Below are 17476 nucleotides of genomic sequence, written 5' to 3'. Positions count from 1 at the left end.
CGGTTGATCGATGGTCCTGAAGCTGGTCCACTGACATCCCATCGAGCGAGCGGAATCGACGCGATGATGGGTCGGCAGAAGGCAGCGCAGGCGCCGTTGTTCTACGCGTTCAACCTCGAGGACCACGTCCCCGCGAACCACCTGTTGCGGGGCATCGACCGGTTTCTCGACCTCGACGGCTTGCACCAGCATCTGTCGCCGCACTACAGCCACACCGGCCGCCCATCGATCGACCCTGCGCTGCTGATCCGCATGCTGATCGTCGGCTACTGCTTCGGCATCCGCTCCGAGCGCCGGCTGTGCGAAGGGGTGCATCTCAACCTGGCGTACCGCTGGTTCTGCCGGCTCGGGCTCGAAAACTCCGTGCCGGACCATTCGACGTTCTCGAAGAACCGGCACGGTCGCTTTCGCGACAGCGACACGCTGCGCTTTGTGTTCGAGCAGGTGTTGCAGCGTTGCCTGGCCGAAGGCCTGGTCGGCGGCGAAGGCTTCGCAACCGATGCCAGCGTCATCAAGGCCGACGCGAACCGACAGCGTGGCGTGCCCGGAGCTGAGGCGACCTTCGACGGTGCGTCGTTGACGCGTCCGATGCGCGAGTACCTGGAGGCGCTGGAAACATCCAGCGAAGAGCGTCGATTGCCGAAGAACGTGTCGATCACCGATCCTGCAGCACAGTGGACAGCCGCACCGGGTGGCCCTGCTTTCTATGCGTATTCGACCAACTATCTGGTCGACGTGAAGTCGGGAGTGATCATGGATGTCGAGGCCACGCCGGCGCATCGAACCGATGAAGTCGCGGCGACGCGCACGATGGTGGAGCGCGTCGAGGATCGGTTCGACATCAAGCCCGAGCGCCTGATCGGCGACACGGCCTACGGCACGTCCGAGATGCTGGGCTGGATGGTTGAAGAAAAGTCGATCGAGCCGCACGTGCCGGTCTGGGACAAGAGCGAGCGCAAGGACGGGTCGCTGGGGCGCTCCGACTTCGAGTGGGACGAAGCGGAGGATGAATACCGCTGTCCCCAAGGCAACGTGCTGCGTTCGACCGGCAAGCCCATCAGCGACCACACGCTCATCTACCGCAGCAGCGTCGCGGACTGCGCCGGCTGTCCACTGAAGCCGCGCTGCTGCCCGAATACGACGCACCGCAAGATCACGCGCCAGCGGCACGAAAGCGCCCGAGACGTCGCCCGGCGGATTGCCACCACCGAGCGTTACGCGCAGTCGCGGCGGCATCGCAAGAAGGTGGAGATGCTGTTCGCACACCTGAAACGCATCCTGCGGCTGGACCGGCTGCGCCTGCGAGGGCTGAGCGGTGCCCGGGATGAGTTCCTGTTGGCCGCGACCGCGCAGAACCTGAGGCGGATGGCAGCGTGGCTGATGCCGAAAAGCGAAGAAGTATCAAAAGCACTGGCCGTCTGAGGCGGCCAGGCGCTTTCGCGCCGAAGAAATCGCTCGCTTCTATCGACTGATTCGCCTGATCAGGCCGAAGCGGACGACCATCCCGTTGGCGACAGCGAGTTTTTCAACGGAATAGGCCGAGTGCCGACGCTGGAAGCGGCGCTCGCGCCAGCGCGCAGGGCGCTCGCCCATAGCGTTTCCGCGAGTAACAACGTGGAGGCGCAGAGCACGGAGGGACTCAGGGCAACCAGACCAGCGCCCGCCGTTGCAGACTCGCCGTCGGTTAACACGCATGGTGAAGCGGCCCATCCGCTGCTGCGTCAATCGCGCGATGCGGTGCGCGGGCTAGATCAATCACTGGGCCGCACCTATGATGAGGCGAGTGATCGCATGGCCGCGAGCTTGGCCCATCTCGCCGGCAAGAACGGCTTCGACCGCATCGATCATGTCGTGCTCAGCAACGCTACGCCGACCGTCCAGAAACGCGAAAACGTGTTCGTGGCCCAAGGCGGGCTGACGGATACCACGAATCGAGTTGCTTACATGAAGACCGAAGATGCCCTCGCCGCGCCAGCCGAGCAGTCGCTGGAGCGTCTGGCGCAGGTCACGCAAGAGCAAGCTCTGCAGCGGGACGCGCTGTCGTGAGAGGTGCAGGCGCGCCAATCGGCGCAATGGATGGTTCTCTAGGCAATGGCAAGAGCCCGGAGTGGGTACTCCTAGCTAGTGGAGAATGTCCACTCTGGCCCTGGTTATCCACGTGGTCGCCCACTGCGCGATCGCGGTTCGAACCTGCGGACAAATAACCCTTACGGACACGTCAGATTTCTCTCCTGTGCCGGACGAGCGCTTAGCGGCACCCTACCAGTGCCTACAGGGAGTGGGCGTAAGGAGTGGAAAATGAAGAACGTGCTGCTTATGACTACGCTGATGGCTGCCTTGGCAGCTACAGGGTGCGCAGGGACCAAATGGCGAGTCAGCGGAAAGTGCCAGTCTGGCCGGGGGTGCGAAGTCGAGGGGAGCATCGAGGGCGTCATCAAGTCCTCCGCAAAAACCCTCGTCGCCCGCGTCTACGAGTCGGCCGAGACGTTCGATGCCGCCAGCTTCAGCCTGGACACGGGCGGTAGCACGCTCAGCGTACCGTCGTCGGGGCTGGTAACCATCAACCTCGTGGACACTGTGTCCGGCGCGACGGTGACATCGGCGACGGTGCCTTGGCGCCGAAATGGTACCTCGATCGTGTTGGCGGATCCGGACTCCGTGAACCGGTGGGCGCTCGCGCACGGCGGAAGCGCGGACTCGCTGACCTACAAGCTCCATCCATTTCCGGCGCCGTCGAGCTATGGGGAGCTCCAGGTGACGTCCATGTACGAAGGTGTGGCGAACTCCAGTGTCACGATCGTCAACACCGGCAGTGGTGGCTCATGTCGATACACCCGTTGCCACGCCCAGTGAGAGTTCGTCGTTCCCTGCTGCCGGCGCTCATCGCGCCGGCAGTTCTGGGTGCTGCGGTGGGGTGCTCGACGGGGATCGCGATTGTCGATAATGCCGACCTGTCGGAGACGGGCGCGCACTACATCGAAGGCCGCTGGCGCGGAGGCGTGTTCCGCTACGAGGTCGGTTCGGCGTTGCCAGGCGATCCGGGGCGGCCGGTGTTGCGACCACTCCCGGTTTCAGAAGGCCTCGCGTCGCAGGCCGCCCACGCAGCCGATTACGTCGCACGCGCCGCTCATTTACGGCCTCCGCTGCATTCCGTAGTCACAGGTGTCGGGACCGGTGTGCGCGCGGTCGGTGTGCAGCGCTTCCGCGCCACGGGCCGCGAGGCTTTGATGCTTCCGCTGGTCGTCCGGATCGTCGAGGGCGATGAGCGGTATGCGAGGCACGCCGTGCGGCGCGTCGCCCACGAATCGGCTCACCTCGTCGCGGCATTCCATCGGCGCAGGCAAGTCGACGAGGAATGGGCGGCGTCGGTCATCGAGAGTTGCGCCGAGCAGGCCGTCTTTGGGACGACCCGGGGCTACGTGTTCCAGGACGAGCTGGCGAAGCCGCCTCCGACATTCGACCGCGCCCAGCGCGAATCAGTATTCGGGGCGCTCCGCGCTATCGTCGAAGTCAGGCGCGCACTGGAGGGGAGCGGTACGGCGTCTATGCACTCTCTCTGCGATAGCGCTTTCGCTCGGTTGCGGCCGCGCTAGGGAAGGTCTGAACAACGCACTCTGACACTTGGATTTCAGCGTCAGAGCGCCGGACCAGCGTCGATTTGATCAATTTCCCGCCCTTTCAGGCGGTTTCTGGCGGGTTTTCCCGCCTTACAGGCGCACCACCCCCATCGCCGGCAACAGGCGCCGGCGCGCCATCCACAGGTTCGACAGCGCGAACAGCGTCAGCACCTGCGCCGCGTTCTCCGCCAGGCCGCGGTAGCGCACCTTCGTGTAGCCGAACTGGCGCTTGATCACCCGGAACGGATGCTCGACCTTCGCGCGCAGGCTCGCCTTGTACCGCTCCCAGCGCTCGGTGTAACGCCGCTCGCGCGGGTTCTTCATCGCCCGCAACTTCGACGGCTTCTCCGCGATCAGGAAGCCGGCCTCCACATCCTTCAACTCTTCACGCTTGTCGGCACCGGTATAGCCGCTGTCGCCACAGATCGTGTCTTCCCGGCCGTGCAGCAGCCTGTGTACCCGGGTCACGTCGGCCACGTTCGCCGCCGTGCACTCGACGTGGTGCACCAGGCCGGATTCATCATCGACGCCGATGTGCGCCTTCATGCCGAAGTGCCACTGGTTGCCCTTCTTCGTCTGGCACATTTCCGGATCGCGCTTGCCTTCGGCGTTCTTCGTCGAGCTCGGCGCGGCGATGATCGTCGCGTCCACGATCGTGCCCGCGTGCAGGCTCAGGCCCTTGCGCGCCAGATGCGCATTCACCCGCTCGAAGATCCGCCCGGCCAGGCCGTGGGTTTCCAGCAACCGGCGGAAGTGGAGGATCGTGGTCTCGTCGGGAATCGCGTCCACGCCGCCCAACTGCGCGAAGCGGCGCATCACCGGCGTGTCGTACAAGGCCTCTTCCATCGCCGGGTCGCTGAGCGCGTACCACTGCTGCAGGAAATGGATGCGCAGCATCGTCGCCAGCGGGTACGGCTGGCGGCCGGGACGGCCCAGCTTCGGGTAGTGCGGCTCGATCAGCGCCAGCAGCGCCTGCCACGGCACCACCTGCTCCATCTCCGCCAAAAACACCTCGCGCCGCGTGCGCTTGCGCTGGCCCAGGGTCTCGGCATCACCGAACGTCAGCTGCATCGATCGTCACCCCAATCTGGTGCGCTATTGTCGCCTGCAGCAGCGGAGTTGTTCAGACCTTCCCTAAAGCCGCCCTGCTGCCCGAATACAACGCACCGCAAGATCACACGCCAGCAACACGAAAGCGCCCGAGACGTCGCCCGACAGATCGCCACCACCGAGCGGTACGCGCAGTCGCGGCGGCATCGGAAGAAGGTGGAGATGCTGTTCGCGCACCTGAAACGCATCCTGCGGCTGGACCGGTTGCGTCTGCGGGGGCTGAGCGGTGCCCGGGATGAGTTCCTTTTGGCCGCGACTGCGCAGAATCGGAGGCGAATGGCAGCGTGGTTGATGCCGAAGAGCGAAGAAGCACCAAAAGCACTAGCCGCCTGAGGCGGCCAGGCGCCTTGGCGCCGATGAAATCGATCGCATCTATCAGCCGGTTCGCCTGCTCAGGCCGAAGTGGCCGACCATCCTCTTGGAGACAGCGAGTTTTTCAACGGAATAGGCCAGAAGCGGACATCGGCAACAGCAGCCTCCTACGATTCCGACGACCCCATGGGCGCCACTTCCCTGAACGGCTCCACCGGCGCCGGCCGCCCGTTCGAGTCGAGCGCGATCATGGTGAAATGCCCTCGCGTGCACAGGTGTCGTGTCGCCGCTTGCGGGTCCTCGGTATTGAGCTCGACCTCCACGCGCATGGAGCTGCGGCCCACGTCGACCACGCGTGCGACCAGCTCGACCAGCTGGCCTTGCCGTACGGGTACATGGAAGTCGACCTGCTCCGAACGCGCCGTCACTACCGTGGTGCGCTTGGCGTAGCGCGTGGCGGCCACGAACGCCGCCTTGTCCATCCATGCCAGTGCCTGCCCACCGAACAGCGTGCCCAAGTGGTTGGTGTGATCGGGGAACACGATCTCCCACAGGCGCGCCTGGCGTGGGGGATCAGAAGGCGTCATCGAAGGCGACCTCCCCATTGATCCCGACCTGGTACGCCGACACGCGACGCTCGAAGAAATTGGTCAGCTCCTGGACGTCCTGCAGCTCGATGAACGCGAACGGGTTGCGGCTACCAAACTCCGGCTCAAGCCCGAGGGCGGCGAGCCGGAGATCCGCGACGTACTGCAGGTACTCACGCATTTCGCGAGGGGACAGGCCGTTCACGCCGCCAGACAGCACGTCGTGGGCGAACGCCGCCTCCACTTCGACCGCGTCACGCAGCATCGTCCGAACCTCACGCTCCATCGCGGCGTCGAACAGACCCGGCTCCTCCTTGCGCACGGTGCGGATGACTTCGAGGGCGAACGCCATGTGGCCCGATTCGTCGCGGAAAACCCAGTTCGTGCCCGCTGCCAGCCCCGGCAGCAGGCCGCGCGAGCGCAGGAACCACACGTAGGCGAAGGCGGCGAAGAAGAAAAGACCTTCGATGCAGCAGGCGAAACAGATGAGATTCAGCAGGAATGCACGCCGATCCTCGCGCGTCTCGAGCCGCCTCAGCTGCTGGATGGAGTCGATCCAGTGAAAGCAGAAATCGGCCTTGACACGGATCGACGGGATGTTCTCGATCGCCGAGAACGCCGCGGCACGCCGCTCCATGTCGGGCACGTAGGCGTCCAGCAGTGTCAGGTAGAACTGCACATGCAGCGCTTCCTCGTAGAGCTGGCGCGACAGGTACATGCGCGCCTCGGGTGCGTTGACGTGCTGGTAGAGGTTGAGCACAAGGTTGTTGGCGACGATCGAGTCGCCCGTCGCGAAGAAGGCGACGAGACGCTCGATGAGGTGGCGATCGGCCGGCGTGAGCTTGTCCCGCAGATCGTTGATGTCAATGCCGAAGTCGATCTCCTCTACGGTCCACGTATTACGGATCGCGTCGCGGTACATGTCGTAGAAGAGCGGGTAGCGCATCGGGCGCAGGGTCAGCTCGAAGCCGGGGTCTAGAAGGCGTGCGGCGGGCATGGGGTTGTTCCGGTCAGAGAGATTCGGTCGCGGGCGTCAAGAACACCCGCGGCGGACGTCGGGTCGCCTACTGGCAGGCCTCGCAGGCTTCGGGGTTTTCGAGCGAGCACGCGATGGCGGCCTGCGGGGGGGCGGTCGACACGGTGGCCTTCGCGATGCGGGTCGCCGGCCGCGAGCGCAGGTAGTACGTCGTCTTCAGGCCCGACTTCCAGGCGTACATGTACATCGACGACAGCCGCCCGATGTTCGGGCTCTCCATGAAGAGATTCAGCGACTGCGACTGGTCGATGTAGGCGCCTCGCGCGGCGGCGAGGTCAATCAGCGCCTTCTGCGGCAGCTCCCAAGCAGTGCGGTAGACCTGCCGCAATGATTCCGGGATGGCCTCGATGGCCTGAATGGACCCCTCGCCGAGCTTGATCGCATCGCGGATGGGCTGCGTCCAGAGGCCGAGCTTCTTGAGCTCGTTGACGAGGTAGCGGTTGACCTGCACGAAGTCGCCCGAGAGCGTCTCGCGCTTGAACAGGTTAGAAACCTGCGGCTCGATGCATTCGTAGCAGCCGGCGATCGAGGCGATGGTGGCGGTCGGGGCGATGGCGATCAGCAGCGAGTTGCGCAGGCCATGCGTGGCGATGCGCGCCTTTAGTGCCTCCCAGGCGACGGCATGCGTCGGGGTCACGCCCCAGAGGTCGAACTGCAGTTCACCCTTCGCCGCGCGCGTTTCGTCGAACGAGGGATGCGCGCCGTGCTGCTCGGCGAGGGCGCACGACGCATCGAGCGCATGCAGGTAGATCGTCTCGGCGATCCGCGTCGAGAGCGCGAGCGCCTCGGCCGAATCGAATGGCAGGCGGAGCCTGAAGAACACATCCTGCAGTCCCATCACCCCCAGCCCGACGGGGCGCCAGCGCAGGTTCGAGCGCCGCGCCGACTCGATCGGATAGAAATTGAGGTCGATCACGCGGTCGAGCTGGCGTACGGCCACGTCGACGGTCCCGGCGAGCTTGTCGAAATCGAAGCCGTCGTCGCCGACGTGTTGCGCGAGATTGATCGAGCCGAGGTTGCAGACGGCGGTCTCGTCGGCACTCGTGACTTCCAGAATCTCCGTACACAGGTTCGACAGGTGCACCGTGCGGCCGGGGCCAACCTGGTTGCAGGTGCGGTTGGAGGCGTCCTTGAACGTCATCCAGCCGTTACCGGTTTCGCCAAGCACCTTCATCATCCGCGCGTACAGCTCTCGCGCCTTGACCGTGCGTGTCGCGAGGCCCTGCTGCTCGGCCTGCACGTAGGCCCGCTCGAAGGCCTCGCCCCAGAGATCCGGCAGCTCCGGAACGGCCTTGGGATCGAACAGCGACCAGTCGCCGTCCGCCTCGACCCGCTGCATGAACAGGTCCGGGATCCAGTTGGCGAGGTTGAGGTTGTGCGTGCGGCGCATCTCGTCGCCGGTGTTGTCGCGCAACTCGAGGAATTCCTCGATGTCCGCATGCCATGTCTCGAGGTAGATGCAGGCCGCGCCCTTGCGCTTGCCGCCCTGGTTCACCGCGGCGACCGACGCGTCGAGCGTCTTCAGCCACGGCACGATGCCGTTGCTGCGGCCGTTGGTGGAGCGGATCAGCGAACCGCGCGCGCGGATGCGGTGATACGCCTGCCCGATGCCGCCGGAGAACTTCGACAGCTGCGCGACGTCGCCGTAGCGCGCGTAGATGTCGGTCAGCGAGTCCTGCGGCGAATCCAGCAGGAAGCACGACGAGAGCTGCTCGTGGCGCGTGCCGGAGTTGAACAGCGTCGGCGAGCTCGGGATGTAATCCAGCGACGCCATCAGCCGGTAAAGCTGAAGCGCACCCGCGGGGCTGTCGGTCAGCGCGACCGCGATGCGCATGAAGAAGTGCTGCGGCGTCTCAATGACGTGGCGCGTGTGCGGGTGCCTGAGCAGGTAGCGGTCGTACAGCGTGCGCAGGCCGAAGTACTCGAAGCGCCGCGTGTTGGCCGCGTCGATCGCGTCGTTGAACTTGCGGGCGTTCGCTTCGACGGCCTCGCGCACGCGGTCGTTGATCAGGCCGAGGTCGTGGCCGAGCAGGATCGACTGCGAGAACGAATGCACGCCGAGCCCGGCGACTTCCTTGTCGATGTACGCCCCGAGCAGCCGCGCGGCGAGGCGCGAGTACTGCGGCTCCTCGGCGGTGAACGCGGCGGCGGTATGGATTGAAAGCTCGTCGAGCTCGCGGGTGGTCGCGCCGTCGAAGATGCCGCCGATGGTCTTGAGCGCGACGCGCATCGGATCGATGTCATCGAGCCCTGCGCTGCAGCGCTGCACGGCGCGCACGATCTTGGCGACGTCGACTGGCTCGCGGCGGCCGTCCCGCTTGGTCACGGTCATGGTCGCCGGCGCATGCGGCGGGGTCAGTGCGAAGCCGGGCGCGTCGGTGTCGGACGCCACGTGTGGCACGGTTGGGGTGAGTGTCTCGTTCGTCATTGGTTCCTCTCCGGTGGCGATGGAGAGGAAGCGAAAGCGGCGCAGGCATGCCCGTGCCGGCCCCCGCCCCCTCGGGCGAGCCGGCATCGACGCAAGAAGACGGAAGGCAGCGGACGAGGTCCGCGGACCGCCCCGTCCCTCCCACGAGGACGCCTGGCCAACGGCGGCACGCGGCCGCCGATCGAGGCAGGTCTTCGGACTCGTGGACTACGGCGAGTGCTCGCCACCTACTGCGCGTCGCTTCCCAGCCGCTCGGGCCAGTGCCAATGACGCGGGTCGTTTCCACTTACCGCTGCGGGGCAGTCCCGGAGTTCCACCGGGTTCCCTTTTAAGCCGACCCGGGCGGGCGCGGCACCTTCGACGGGCACAACATATTGGGCCGACCCTAACCAGTCAATACATTTTATTGGGTCTGCCGTTGAGGAGTCGCCGCCGCTTCGCTGATCGGTCGGACACGATGGTGGTCGCGGACGCCGTCTGACCCGCTAGAAGCTCAAGCGCGCCCCGGCACTTACCGATCGTGGCGCGCCTGGCTGCAGGACAGCGTCGCCCGCCGACGTTCGGTCGCGGACGCTCATCGTGCCCACGTAGCGCTGGTCGGTCAGGTTGCGCAGCTCGCCGAAGACCTCCCACCGGTCGCGCCGGATGCCGGCGCGGAGGCCGAAGAGGTGGTACCCCGCGAGGCGATAGCTGTTGCTGAAGTCCGCATAGCGCGAGCCCACCCAGTCGAACGTCGGGCCGACGAGGAACCCGTTGCCGTGGCGATATATCACTTCGCCACGCATCGCATACGCCGGCGCCGCCGGCAGGCGGTTGTCGCCATAGACCAGATCACCGTCGAAGAAGAAGCGGTTGTACGACGCACTGAGCAGCGGCTCGATGCGATCAACGCCGTTGCCGAGCGGCAGGCTCACGCCGACGAGCGCCTCGATACCGCCATGCGTGGTGCGATGGATGTTGGCGGACAGGCTGGTGCCGGGCGCGACCGGGCTATCGACCGACAGGATCTCGTCGCGGATCCGCGCGTAGTAGACCGAGGTATCCCAATGCCAGCGTGGCTTCGACGCATCGGCTTTCGTCGCGCCACGCAGCCCGCCTCCACGACGGTGCCCTGCACCGGCACGACCTTCGCGCCGTAGGCCACGCCGATCACGCCCTTGCCGTTGTTGCCGATGGCGGCCACGGTGCCGGCCACGTGCGTGCCGTGCCAGCTGGAGTTGTCCTTGCGGTAGTAGTCGCCCGGACGTGGGCGTCGGCGTCGCGGCCGTTGCCGTCGCCGGCAGTGCGGCTGTCGCTGATGAAGTCGTAGCCCGGGAGGATGTTGCCGAGCAGGTCGCTGTGGTCGGTGTAGCCGGTGTCAAGCACCGCCACGACCACGCCGTTGCCGCTGGTGGTGTTCCAGGCCTGGTCGGCGCGGATGCCGCCGGTGCCGCTCTGCATGCCCCAGAGGTAGGCGCCGTAGTGCGTGTCGTTGGGCGTCATCAGCGGCTGCATCAGCTGGTCGACCTCGACGTACTCGACGTTCGGGTCGGCGGCGATCTGGCGCATCAGCGCTTCGGCTTCGGCGCGATCGAGGCCGCGGTCGGCCTTCACCACGTCCGCGCCCACCGAAAGGCGGCGCAGGTGCCCGAGGGCCACCGCACGCGCGGTGGCGCGCCCGGCCCGGGCCAGGTTGTCCTGGCGGGCAGCCGCGCTGGCGCCCTCGCGGTACTTGACGATGAAGCGATCGAACGTGGTCTGCTCGGCCGCGCGCAGGCCGGTGGTGTCGACGCGCCCGGCGACGGCCGTGCCCGCGAATCCGGCGGTGAGCGCGAGCGCCATGGCGGTGGCCAGTGCGCGCTGGTGGAACGTGTGCGACTTCGACATCGGGTGGTTCCCTGCAGAGTGAGGAGGGTGGCTTGCACTGCGATGCGCCGGGCCGCCGCGTGGCGCCCGCGTCCGTGGCGAAAGGCCGCGCGGCAGCAGCCGCGTGTTCCTCGGCGGATGGCGGAGAACGGGTGCGCCCCGACCTTAGGGTCGATTCCGAAACCGCCACAGCGGGGAATTCCACCCAGGCAGGCCACGACCGCGCCGCGGCGGGCGCCGGGACCGCGTTTTTCCAGTACGGGCAACGCGATACATGCCGGGCCGGGCCATCGGCGGGTCGGCGGGGGCGCCGCCGGAAGGAGACCGGCGTCACGCTGCGTGCTGCGCTGCAGCGCACGCGTGGCCGTGCGCACCTGTACGGGAATGCGACGCGGGGCGCTTGAAAGCCGCCCGCGGCGCCCGGACCTGTCGGACATGCACGCGACGCCCGATCCCCGCCCGGTTCCCCCCGAACGCCCGCTGCCGGCCGACTGTTGCGACGGTGGCTGCGCGGTCTGCGTCTTCGACAGCTACGAGGAGGAGCTCGAGCACTACCGCGCGCAGCTGGCCGCCTGGCTCGCACGCCACCCGGACGCGCCGGCATGAGGGCACCGCGCGCCACGCCCCGGCACGGCGCGCCATCGGAGGTAAGCCGGCGGCCGCGCCGTGCCTGCGCCTAGAATCGCGCTCCCGCTCGCCTCCCGGAAGGCGCATGTCCCCCAAGTCCACCGTGGTCAAGGTCGAGCTGCAGGTCAGCGACATGGACCGGCACTACTACGCCAGCCATGCGCTCACGCTGGCGCAGCACCCGTCGGAAACCGACCTGCGCCTGCTCGTGCGCCTCATCGCCTTCGCGCTGCACGCCGACGAGCGCCTGGAGTTCGGCCGCGGCCTGGGCGACGAGGACGAACCCGCGCTGTGGAGACGCGACTACACCGGCGCCATCGAGCAGTGGATCGAGCTCGGCCAGCCCGACGAGTCGCGCCTGCGCAAGGCGGCGGGACGCGCGGCGCAGGTGGTCGTGGTGGGCTACGGCGGGCAGGCGTCGGAGCTGTGGTGGACGCGCAATGCCGCCGCGCTGGCGCGGCTTCGCGCGCTCACGGTGATCGAGCTCGACCCGCAGGAACTCGATGCGGCGCTGCCGCTGCTCTCGCGCGGGGCGCGGCTGACCGCGATGATCCAGGACGGCGAGCTGCAGCTGATGGACGCCGAGCGCAGCGTCGCGCTGCGGCCGCGGCTGCGCACGGGCGGCTGAGCGGGGCATCGCGCGGCGCTGCCTGCGATGCGGCGTGACGCCGCCGTAGCGCCCGCCCGGGGGGCGGCATTCCCCGCGCTGTCGATGCGGTACGACCGGCAGGGGGGGCGGCCCCGGCCTTCCGGCATGATCGGCCCTGCCCGGGAACGCGTTCCCCGAACTGGAGTGCCCATGCATCGCCTGCTCGTCGTCTCCGCCCTCTCGCTCGCGCTGTGCACGGCCTGCGCGCATGTCGCGCCGACCGCCACCGCGCCCGCGCCTGCCACCGCGCCCGTGGCGGCCGCCGTCAGCGAGGACGCGCGCCTCAATGCCTGGTTCGAGCGCAAGTACGAGGAACAGCTGCAGCTCAGCCCCATCGCCATGACCATGCAGGGCCGCAAGGACCGCTATGGCGACCTCGACGACATGTCGCGCGAGGCCGCGCGCAGGCAGCTCGACTGGATGCGCGCCGCCTTCGCGGAGATGAAGGCCGGCTTCGACTACGCGCGGCTCGGGCCGGAGACGAAGCTGTCCTGGGATCTCTTCGAGTACCAGCTGCAGGCCGCCGAGGCCGCCGACCGCTTCACCGACCATCGCTATCCCTTCGAGCAGATGGGCGGCACGCAGGCCTTCCTGCCCACGTTCCTGATCAACTTCCACAAGGTCGAGAGCGAGGCCGACTACCTCGCCTACGTCTCGCGCATGCGCCAGGTGCCGCGTGCGTTCGGCCAGCTGATGGATCAGGTGAAGCGATCGGCCGGAATGGGCATCCGCCCACCGCGCTTCGCGCACGAGGGCGTGATCGAGCAGGCCGGCAAGGTCATCACCGGTGCGCCGTTCACGGCCGGCAAGGACAGCGCCCTCTGGGCCGACGCGCAGGCCAAGGCCGACGCGCTGGTCAAGGCGGGCAGGATCGACGCCACGCGCGCCGCGCAGCTCAAGGCGCAGGCGCGCGCGGCGCTGGTAGAGGCGGTCAAGCCGGCCTATGCGGACGTCGTGGCCTGGTTCAAGGCCGACCTGCCCAAGGCCGCCGTCAATCCCACCGGCGTGGGCACGCGGCACCCCGACGGCGCGGCCTACTACGCCGAGCGCGTGCGCGCCTCGACCACCACCGACCTGACGCCGGAGCAGATCCACGCGATCGGCCTGGCGGAAGTCGCGCGCATCCGCGGGGAGATGGAAGCGCTGAAGGACAGGGTCGGCTTCAAGGGCGACCTGAAGGCCTTCTTCGAGTACGTGCGCACCAACCCGCGCTTCAAGTTCCCCGATACCGACGCCGGCCGGCAGGCCTACATCGACGAAGCGACGCAGGCCATCGCCCGCATCAAGACGCAGCTGCCGAAGTATTTCGGCCTGCTGCCCAAGGCCGACCTCGTGGTCAGGCGCGTCGAACCGTTCCGCGAGGTCGCCGGTGCCGCGCAGCATTACTACCCGAGCACGCCGGACGGCTCGCGGCCCGGCGTGTACTACGCGCACCTGTCGGACATGAGCGCGATGCCCAAGCCGGAGCTGGAGGTCATCGCCTACCACGAGGGCCTGCCCGGGCATCACATGCAGATCGCGATCGCGCAGGAACTCACCGGGGTGCCGGAGTTCCGCAAGCAGGCGCGCTTCACCGCCTACTCGGAAGGCTGGGCCCTGTACTCCGAATGGCTCGCACGCGAGATGCCGGGCACCTATGCCGACCCGTATTCCGAGTACGGCCGGCTGACCTCGGAGATGTGGCGCGCGATCCGCCTCGTCGTCGACACCGGCCTGCATGCCAAGGGCTGGACCGAGAAGCAGGCGGTGGACTACATGGCCGCCAACAGCTCGATCCCGTTGCCGGCGATCCGCGCCGAGGTGCGTCGCTACATCACCTGGCCGGGCCAGGCGACCAGCTACAAGATCGGCATGCTCAAGATCCAGGAGCTGCGCCGCAAGGCCGAGGCGGAACTGGGCGAGCGCTTCGACATCCGCGGCTTCCACGACGCGGTGCTCGGCGGTGGCGCGATGCCGCTCACGCTGCTCGAGCGCCGCGTGGAGCAGTGGATCGCCTCGCGCAGGCAGGGCTGAGCGGCGGGCCCGCCGCGTGGCCGCGCAAGATGCGTGGCCGCGCGCACCACGGCCGCATCCCGATGCATGGAGATCCGCATGTGACCGCTGCCAAGCGTCGTCCGCCCTGGCACGAGCTGCGCCGCCTGCCCAACGGGCGCGAGGTGCTGATCCGCCCGGTCCATCCGGCCGACGCCGATCCGTTGCGCGCCGCGTTCCCGCTGCTGCAGCCCGAAGAGGTGCAGCAGCGCTTCATGTGTTCGATGAAGGAGATGGTGCCCTCGATGGCGCGGCGCCTGACGCGGATCGACCCGCGCAGCGAATTCGCGCTGGTGGCCGCCGAGCCGCTGCCGCCGGGCGAGGCGCTCGTCGGCGCGGTGGCACGCATCGCGCTGGACCCGGGCGGGCGACGCGGCGAGTTCGCCATCCTCGTCAGCCACTACCTCGCGCACATGGGGCTGGGCCGGCACCTCATGACGCGGCTGGTGAAGTGGTCGCGCCGCCGCGGGCTGGACGCGCTCTACGGCGACGTGCTGGAAACCAACGGCCCCATGCTGCGCCTGGCCGACGCGCTGGGCTTTGCGCGGCGCGCGGGGGGGCGAGGCGGGGCTGGTGCGGGTGGAGCTGGAACTCGCGGCCCTGCGTGCCGGCGCGGCGCCACCGGCGGGTTAGTTCGCGTCTTCGGGCTCGGACGCGCCGGTCGGTGGAACGCGGCGCGACTCAGCGCGCAAGAGCCGGCTGCCGCTCCGGCAGGGTCTCGCGTGCGGGCACCTGCGAGGACGCGATCCATCGGTCGCTGGATTCGTGGATGGATTGCATCGATGCCTGCGAGGTGGACAGCGGACGGGTCGCGATCTCGTGCTCGCGCAACCCTGTCGGCGAGTGGACGATGCGGATGGACGTCGCGTCCGCGTTGAACTCGACGCGGTCGACGTGCGCCACGCGGTCCTCCCGCATGCGCACCAGCAGCGCGGCGGCGATGTTCATGCTGTGCGGGCCCGAACGAACACCGCGCGCGGCTTCGGCCGCCTGTACCTGCCCGAGGATCCGCTCGAACAGCGCGTAATCGGGATGGCCGGTGTCGGTAATGCGTCGCCCGTGCGGCTGCGCCAGCGCCTCGCGCGTGAGCCGACCGACGCGACCGTCGACTTCGAGGCCATGCGCGCGCTGGAAGGCTTCGACGGCCTCGCGCGTGCGTCGACCGAAGTCCCCGTCCTCGACCAGCGGCAGGCCGCGCGCATCGCGAATGCCGAGGTGGTTGAGCCTGCGCTGGAGCTCGCGCACCGCAGTGCCCTGATCCCCTGCGTCCAAAGTCCCGGCCGAGCCGTCCTGCGTGCTGCCGCGTGGCGCCGCGGCGCCGTCGCCGGGCCGTGCGTCGGTGGCGCCATGAGCCTGCGGGCGATCGGGGCGACCCGGCCAGCGGCCCGGGGCGATGGCGCCGTTGTCGATGTCGCGGATGTAGCGGCGGAACTGTTCGACCTCGCATTCGACGTGGGCGTGGATCGAACCGCGTGAGCCCGTATCCGACATGAGACCAAGCGGCTCGCCATAGGCAACCCGGCCGCCTTCAGGAATTCGGCGAGGACGCGCTCGCCGCTCTAGCTTCCGCGCTTGGCTCGCCTGACGCTGCGCGGTCGCTGTATCAGTCGGCGACCGGCAAGAGCGGCGCGACGGACGGCATTGCCGACAACAACGACGGGAGCGTAAGGTACGCCGATGCAGAACAAGCCCTCAACGACCGCCTTGCGCGTTGGTTTGACGCCCTTCGAGTCGGAGGCGCAGTTCCTCGAGCAGTGGAAGCACGCCCCGAAGATATTGGGGCCGTCGCTCGCGGAACGGACGGCGCAGCCGAGCAAGGCGACGCCAGCCGAGCCGAAATCCGAGCGCAATCCGCCCGCCTAATCGAGCGGGCGAAGGCCGAAGGGTTCTTCTGGGGCAGCGACTCCCCGATCCTGTTCGCCCTGCAGCAGCAGCCGTCGGCCGGTGGCGCCGAGCACCAGATTTTCGCAGTCGGCACCGGCGCCGACCGCTTCATCATCCGAGGCACCGACAACGGCTATTTCGGCCCGCGATCGGACATTTCCCCGGCGCAGTACCTCGCGCGCCTGGACGACTTCTGAAGCTGCCCGGGTCCATGTGCAGCGATTGCGCCAGCAGGCGGGCGCCGGGCGTGCCGAACGGGCGGTCATAGATGCGCACGGCTTGCGTTGCGTCGCGGAGGTAATGCACGTAACCGCTAACAGGCGACGGTACGTGCACCGGTCCGCCGCCTTCGCGAGACAGGATGAAGTCCTTCTTGACGAGGATCCGTCCGTCGGGCTCGTAGCGGACTTCCTCGAAATCGCCCTCGACGCGTGCGTGGTGACGCTTGTGCGGTTGTTCGAAGTCCGACGGACGCCCTGTTCGCATTCGCGCTCGTTGGCCGTCGGATGATGGATTTCGAGGTCGTCATCGCTGCGGACGGGCTCGATACGACGACCGACGCTCTCCGTGATGCGATAACGCTCCATGCCGTGTTCTCGGGCTTCTCAGAGGAGGGAGGGGTCCGGTTCACCGGTCAGCACCCAGCAGCCGCCGGCGCGGGAGAATGTCCACGAGTTGCCCTCGGACATGCCGAAGACGTATTCGACGCGGTAGCCGCCCTGCACGGGCGAAACCCGTGGCATCACCGGTATGGGGTCGGACGACGCCTCATGTTCGACGTGCACGAACCGCCCGTCGCGGTAGGCGAGCTTGAAGTCGCCGTATTGGTCGCGCGGTACCCGGGTTACGCGTGTGCCTAGTTGCGGCTCGTCGATGTCGACCCAGTCGACAATCTCGAGCACGGGCGCCGTATGCCTGCGCTGCACGGCACGGTTCGCGGCAAAAGCGCGGAGAAATGCGGGGAAGTCGTCCGCCGGGCAGCGAGGGCCGCTCGCAGCCCCGTCCTCTTGCGCTCGTTCGGTACGCGTAGCGATCGCAGCAGTGATGTCCTGCCCCTTTTCCGAACACGCGGAAAGGCAGCAGGACAGAACAAGTGCAAACCTAGTGGGACGCGTCATGGGGCTGGCCTCGAGAGTGGCAAGGAGGCCGTCATGGCATGCCGTCCTTGGCAGCCTCAATCCTAGCGAGCTGGTCGGGCAAGGCAAGCCCGCAAGTCTTCGCGCCGGCACAGCCCGGTTATGCCGGGGGACGAGTGCGTTCGCGATTGCTGCAACCGAACCGCCTGTTTGGCAGCAGGGGCTCGGCAGTGTGCATGACCGCCGGTAACCAGACGTGGGCTGGTAATGTGCC

15 protein-coding genes, 2 pseudogenes and 1 riboswitch are annotated in these 17476 nt (G+C 67.7%); of the genes and pseudogenes, 10 read left to right on the top strand and 7 right to left on the bottom strand.

All coding sequences use genetic code 11. The features are described from left to right. Positions 1–63: 63 nt before the first annotated feature. From EYQ95_RS15690 to EYQ95_RS15675, 4 genes are all read left to right on the top strand, one after another. Positions 64–1422 carry a transposase gene (locus tag EYQ95_RS15690; RefSeq protein WP_132328160.1) on the top strand — a complete coding sequence of 453 codons (1359 nt, stop codon included), beginning with the start codon at positions 64–66 and terminating at the stop codon, positions 1420–1422. A 120-nt stretch (positions 1423–1542) separates the two neighbouring features. Next, positions 1543–2046, top strand: a complete 504-nt coding sequence (locus EYQ95_RS15685; protein ID WP_132328159.1) for an XVIPCD domain-containing protein — start codon at positions 1543–1545, stop codon at positions 2044–2046. Positions 2047–2298: 252 nt separating this feature from the next. After that, entirely contained in the window at positions 2299–2853 is a 555-nt protein-coding gene (locus EYQ95_RS15680; RefSeq protein WP_132328158.1) for a hypothetical protein, read from the top strand. Continuing rightward, on the top strand, positions 2850–3593 hold the full coding sequence (locus EYQ95_RS15675) for a hypothetical protein (protein ID WP_132328157.1): 744 nt from the start codon (positions 2850–2852) through the stop codon (positions 3591–3593). Before EYQ95_RS15680 ends, EYQ95_RS15675 begins: the two co-directional genes overlap by 4 nt. A gap of 114 nt (positions 3594–3707) precedes the next feature. On the opposite strand, the gene EYQ95_RS15670 is transcribed toward EYQ95_RS15675, so the two are convergent. After that, positions 3708–4688, bottom strand: coding sequence for an IS5 family transposase (locus EYQ95_RS15670; protein WP_132328156.1), 981 nt, complete (start codon positions 4686–4688; stop codon positions 3708–3710). A gap of 63 nt (positions 4689–4751) precedes the next feature. On the opposite strand from EYQ95_RS15670, the pseudogene EYQ95_RS15665 reads away from it, so the two are divergent. Continuing rightward, positions 4752–5060, top strand: a pseudogene (locus EYQ95_RS15665) (transposase); the annotation flags it as partial. Between the two features lie 146 nt (positions 5061–5206). Here EYQ95_RS15665 and EYQ95_RS15660 read toward each other — a convergent pair. The 4 genes from EYQ95_RS15660 to EYQ95_RS15645 form a co-directional block, all read right to left on the bottom strand. Next, the gene (locus EYQ95_RS15660) at positions 5207–5626 is read right to left on the bottom strand and encodes an acyl-CoA thioesterase (protein WP_132328155.1); all 420 of its coding nucleotides are present in this window, start codon (positions 5624–5626) and stop codon (positions 5207–5209) included. Continuing rightward, positions 5613–6623: a ribonucleotide-diphosphate reductase subunit beta gene (locus tag EYQ95_RS15655; RefSeq protein ID WP_132328154.1), complete on the bottom strand. Its 1011-nt coding sequence runs from the start codon at positions 6621–6623 to the stop codon at positions 5613–5615. The genes EYQ95_RS15660 and EYQ95_RS15655 overlap by 14 nt, the downstream gene beginning before the upstream one ends. Positions 6624–6690: 67 nt before the next feature. Then, a complete protein-coding gene (locus EYQ95_RS15650; RefSeq protein ID WP_132328195.1) occupies positions 6691–8994 on the bottom strand; it encodes a ribonucleoside-diphosphate reductase subunit alpha in 2304 nt (767 codons plus the stop codon). A gap of 263 nt (positions 8995–9257) precedes the next feature. Continuing rightward, a riboswitch (cobalamin riboswitch) is annotated at positions 9258–9464 on the bottom strand. Between the two features lie 111 nt (positions 9465–9575). Then, positions 9576–10181 (bottom strand): TonB-dependent receptor domain-containing protein, encoded by a 606-nt coding sequence (locus EYQ95_RS15645; RefSeq protein ID WP_370451267.1) that lies wholly within the window; start codon positions 10179–10181, stop codon positions 9576–9578. Positions 10182–11370: 1189 nt separating this feature from the next. Here EYQ95_RS15645 and EYQ95_RS15635 point away from each other — a divergent pair. From EYQ95_RS15635 to EYQ95_RS15620, 4 genes and pseudogenes are all read left to right on the top strand, one after another. Then, complete coding sequence (locus EYQ95_RS15635; protein WP_132328152.1) at positions 11371–11541, top strand: oxidoreductase-like domain-containing protein; 171 nt, start codon at positions 11371–11373, stop codon at positions 11539–11541. Between the two features lie 106 nt (positions 11542–11647). Beyond that, positions 11648–12190, top strand: a complete 543-nt coding sequence (locus EYQ95_RS15630; RefSeq protein WP_132328151.1) for a YaeQ family protein — start codon at positions 11648–11650, stop codon at positions 12188–12190. Positions 12191–12361: 171 nt separating this feature from the next. Then, positions 12362–14224, top strand: coding sequence for a DUF885 family protein (locus EYQ95_RS15625; protein ID WP_132328150.1), 1863 nt, complete (start codon positions 12362–12364; stop codon positions 14222–14224). Positions 14225–14304: 80 nt separating this feature from the next. After that, positions 14305–14875: pseudogene (locus tag EYQ95_RS15620) on the top strand (N-acetyltransferase family protein). 48 nt (positions 14876–14923) lie between these two features. Here EYQ95_RS15620 and EYQ95_RS15615 read toward each other — a convergent pair. Then, a complete protein-coding gene (locus tag EYQ95_RS15615; protein ID WP_132328149.1) occupies positions 14924–15733 on the bottom strand; it encodes a peptidoglycan-binding protein in 810 nt (269 codons plus the stop codon). A 263-nt stretch (positions 15734–15996) separates the two neighbouring features. On the opposite strand from EYQ95_RS15615, the gene EYQ95_RS15610 reads away from it, so the two are divergent. Continuing rightward, on the top strand, positions 15997–16323 hold the full coding sequence (locus tag EYQ95_RS15610) for a hypothetical protein (protein WP_132328148.1): 327 nt from the start codon (positions 15997–15999) through the stop codon (positions 16321–16323). 408 nt (positions 16324–16731) lie between these two features. On the opposite strand, the gene EYQ95_RS15605 is transcribed toward EYQ95_RS15610, so the two are convergent. Continuing rightward, positions 16732–17028, bottom strand: a complete 297-nt coding sequence (locus EYQ95_RS15605) for a hypothetical protein (protein WP_132328147.1) — start codon at positions 17026–17028, stop codon at positions 16732–16734. Positions 17029–17476 lie beyond the last annotated feature (448 nt).

It is taken from the genome of Lysobacter sp. N42, from assembly GCF_004344885.1.
This window is presented reverse-complemented; position numbering and strand designations above follow the sequence as displayed.